The sequence below is a fragment of the Marinobacter sp. genome (assembly GCF_033722735.1).
Taxonomy (GTDB): Bacteria; Pseudomonadota; Gammaproteobacteria; order Pseudomonadales; family Oleiphilaceae; genus Marinobacter.
This window is the reverse complement of record NZ_JAWVYN010000055.1, coordinates 1-3,580: the sequence shown is the minus strand read 5'-3', so window position 1 is coordinate 3,580 and position 3,580 is coordinate 1. Positions and strand designations below refer to the sequence as shown.

Annotated in this window: 4 protein-coding genes; 3 read left to right on the top strand and 1 reads right to left on the bottom strand. The window is 59.0% G+C overall.

The features are described 5' to 3' along the window. A partial coding sequence (locus R3175_RS17950) for an FAD-dependent oxidoreductase (RefSeq protein WP_318945715.1) occupies positions 1 to 416 on the bottom strand: 416 nt, incomplete at its 3' end. Positions 417 to 506: 90 nt separating this feature from the next. Here R3175_RS17950 and R3175_RS17945 point away from each other — a divergent pair. From R3175_RS17945 to R3175_RS17935, 3 genes are all read left to right on the top strand, one after another. Beyond that, on the top strand, positions 507 to 1,526 hold the full coding sequence (locus R3175_RS17945; protein WP_318945714.1) for an AraC family transcriptional regulator: 1,020 nt from the start codon (positions 507 to 509) through the stop codon (positions 1,524 to 1,526). 36 nt (positions 1,527 to 1,562) lie between these two features. Next, the gene (locus R3175_RS17940; protein WP_318945713.1) at positions 1,563 to 2,201 is read left to right on the top strand and encodes a TetR/AcrR family transcriptional regulator; all 639 of its coding nucleotides are present in this window, start codon (positions 1,563 to 1,565) and stop codon (positions 2,199 to 2,201) included. After that, positions 2,198 to 3,580, top strand: a 1,383-nt coding sequence (locus R3175_RS17935; RefSeq protein WP_318945712.1) for an NAD(P)/FAD-dependent oxidoreductase, incomplete at its 3' end; no start/stop codon positions are given. The genes R3175_RS17940 and R3175_RS17935, both read left to right, overlap by 4 nt.

The following is a 3,580-nucleotide window of genomic DNA, read 5'->3' as shown; positions in this document are numbered from 1 at the left end:
TGATAGCGGGGCACACGGTTACCATCACCGAAGCGACCACGCTCCACCCAGTTAACAGCGGGCAGAAATCGGATGCCTTCGTTGCGTAGCCAGTCATATACTTCCGAACGGGAGTGTTCGACGTAATAGCGTGCCCAGTGCAGGGCCCATTGGTCATTCGGATCCAGCCCACCGAAACTCAGCCAGTCACCGAGGGCAACCGCCGGGGAATCGGCAATTTTCATCCGTTTTTGCAGAGGGGTGCCCACCAGCATCATCCCGCCAAAGGCCCACAATGCCAGGCCACCCATGCGCTCAGCGGTATCCCTGTCCGCAAGGGTGACACTCTTCCCGTCCCGCAGGGCTTCGAGTGCCGTGACAATACCAGCCAGCCCTCCTCCGACCACCAGAACATCTGAAGCAATTACCTTGGCCATGATACGCATCCGACTTGATTGCAACGAGTTGTCTCATTCCAAGATATACCGGTACTATGGTTTAAAAATTGACTTAAGAGGTCAGAACAATTGACATTAGAGGCCACGGTTTCCATTGGGTGGGTAAATACCGTTATTGCGGCGGCGCAACGCCTTTCCGTCGACAAAGACACCCTGCTGGCAACGGCTGGCATTCCCTCCGCCGCGAGCGAGCAGGAGCGCTGGCCCATAGATGACATTACAAGACTCTGGCATGCGGCAGAACGTTGCACCGGTGATCCGGGCTTTGGCCTGAAGGTTGGGGCCGAATTTACCCCGATGAGTTTCAGTGGTGTCGGGTTTGCGTTGCAGTCTGCCGCCACCCTGCGTGAAGCCGTTGCGATGGCTCAGCGGTTTCAGCGATTGATCTCCGATGGCGGTCGGTTCCAGGTTTTGGCCGGCAATACCGCCACCTGGTTGGTCTATCATCCCCGGCAGGGGAAGCTGGCATTCAGCCCTCACCAGATTGAAGCCGTTCTCGCTGCTGTGGTCGGCTTTGCCAGCTGGGTGACAGGAGCCCGAATGAAGCCCCTGCGGGTGCAGTTCAGCCAGCCCAGGCTTGGGCCGCCTCAGGGATACGAAACGGCCTTCCACAGTCCCGTGGACTTCGAGCAGGCCTTCAGCGGCGTGCTCGTGGATAATGAAATACTGGATCAGCCCCTGCCCCAGGCAGATCCCCAGCTTGCCCAGGTACATACGCGCTACACAACGGCACGCCTGGCGGCCCTTTCCATGAACAGTGCCTCTGTTCCGGAGTTGCAACGATGGCTGGCTGCCAGGCTGGGCCCGGTTCTCCCCCGGCGTGCCGAAGCTGCGGAGGCATTGGGCATCAGCGAACGCACACTAGCGCGGAGGCTACGGGACCAGGGGCAGACTTTCGACAACCTGCTGGATGAGGTGCGTCGCCAGAGAGCGCTTCAGGCTGTGGCGGAAACAACTGCTCCTTTGCCCGAGATTGCCGAATCACTGGGGTTCGCCGAGGTAAGTACGTTCTATCGTGCGTTCAGGCGGTGGACAGGCTTGCCGCCGGTGCGGTGGCGCAAGCAGTTGACAACCACCTCCCGAAGATGATGTTATCACCAGTAACATTGTTAATGGTGATAACTTATGCCTGACAACATCAAACCTCTCAAAGTCTCTTACCACCATGGCGACCTACCCCAGCAGGCGCACCAGTTGGCCCTGGAGATCCTGCAGGAGCATGGCGATGCCGCTATCAGTCTGCGGGCGCTGGCCAAGCAGATCGGGGTCAGCGCCCCCGCGCTATACCGCCATTTCATTGACCGGGAAAGTCTGCTCGCAGAGCTGGCCGTGACAGGATTTGAGGAACTACGGGAACGGCTGTTGGCGGTGGATCAAAGTAAACCCCGGCGGGCGTTGATTGAAATTGGCCTGGTGTACGTATCCTTTGCACAGGACGAACCCAACCTGTACCGGCTGATGTTTGGCGGGCGGGTATTGCCCAAGGGCGTTCACCCGCGCCTGGACTCCGCAGGCAAAGGTGCGTTTCAGGTGCTTGAAAACACCATTGCCCGGGCCCAGCAGGCAGGCTACATCAAACCCATGCCGCTGGCGCTGATGACCGCTGCCGCCTGGTCGCTGGTGCATGGGCTTTCACAACTGACCATCGACGGGCATTTACCCAGTGCCGATGCGGAACCCCTGCTGACGGAAGGCGTCGTCACCCTTCTGCTGGACGGATCGCTCGCTGATAATGAACAACAACACAAGGACACCACATCATGAGCAGCCCCAAACCAAGTACCATTCGAGTCGGCCGTCGTTACCGCGCCAATCGCCTGGACGGTCCTTACGACGCTATCGTGATCGGCTCCGGTATCGGCGGGCTGACCGCCGCCGCCTGCATGAGCAAACTGGGCAAGAAGGTGGTGGTGTTCGAGCAGCATTACACGGCCGGCGGTTTTACCCATAGCTACGACCGAAACGGCTACGAGTGGGACGTGGGTGTTCACTACATCGGTGACGTGGGCGCGGACCACACGCTGACCAAGCGCCTGTTCGACCACATTACCGATGGCCAGTTGAAGTGGGCACCCATGGACAGCCATTTTGACCGCATCTTTATCGGCGATCGCCATGTGGATCTGGTGGCCGGTCCTGACAACTTCAAAACGGAACTGAAGAAGGCCTTCCCAGGTGAAGAACAGGCTATCGATACCTACCTGCAGTACCTGAAGCAGGTGGCTAAAGCCATGCCCGGGCTGGTGATCGGAAAAGTACTACCCGATCTGGCCGCAGGCCCCCTGCGCAAGCTGGTCAACCGCACCGCACCCTCATTCCTGAATCGGCCCACCCGCGAGGTTCTGGAAGGCCTGACCAGCAACCAGGAACTGATTGCCGTGCTCACCGGCCAGTGGGGGGACAACGGTCTGCCACCAGCGGAGTCCAGCTTTATCATCCACGCCCTGATTGCGCGCCATTATCTCTACGGGGGTTACTACCCCATCGGCGGCGCCTCGGAAATGGCCAAGACCATCATCCCCGTTATCCAGCAGGGCGGCGGAGAGGTGTTCACCTACGCCGACGTGAAGGAAATCCTGATCGAGAAAGGCAAAGCAGTCGGCGTCCGCATGGCCGACGGCGAAGAAGTCCGTGCCCCATTAGTGATCAGCAACGCCGGTGTGTTCAACACTTTCGACAAACTGTTGCCAGAGTCCGCGCCCCACCGGGACTATTACCAGCAAAAGCTGAAAACCGTGGAACGCTCCATGGCCAGCAACTGCCTGTACATCGGCCTGAAGGATACCGCCGAGAACCTGCAGCTGCCGAAAACCAACTACTGGATCTACCCGGGCGCGAATTACGAAAAGCAAATCAGTGATTTTATAGCTGCGCCGGACGAGACCGACATTCCGCTCACATACATTTCCTTCCCTTCCGCCAAGGATCCGAGCTTTGCCGAGCGCTACCCCGGTCGCGCCACCATCGAGATTGTCGCCCCCGGGCCTTACGACTGGTACGAAAACTGGGCCGACAAAACCTGGGGCAAACGTGGTGATGAATACGAAGCGAAGAAGGAAGCCTACGCCCAGCGGCTGCTGACGAAGCTGTACGAGAAGTTCCCGCACCTGGAAGGCAAGGTGGATTACTATGAGCTGTCCACG

Bases quoted from the DNA above. Each gene is read 5' to 3' on its own strand.
- R3175_RS17940 (WP_318945713.1), top strand. From the start codon at position 1,563: ATGCCTGACAACATCAAACCTCTCAAAGTCTCTTACCACCATGGCGAC.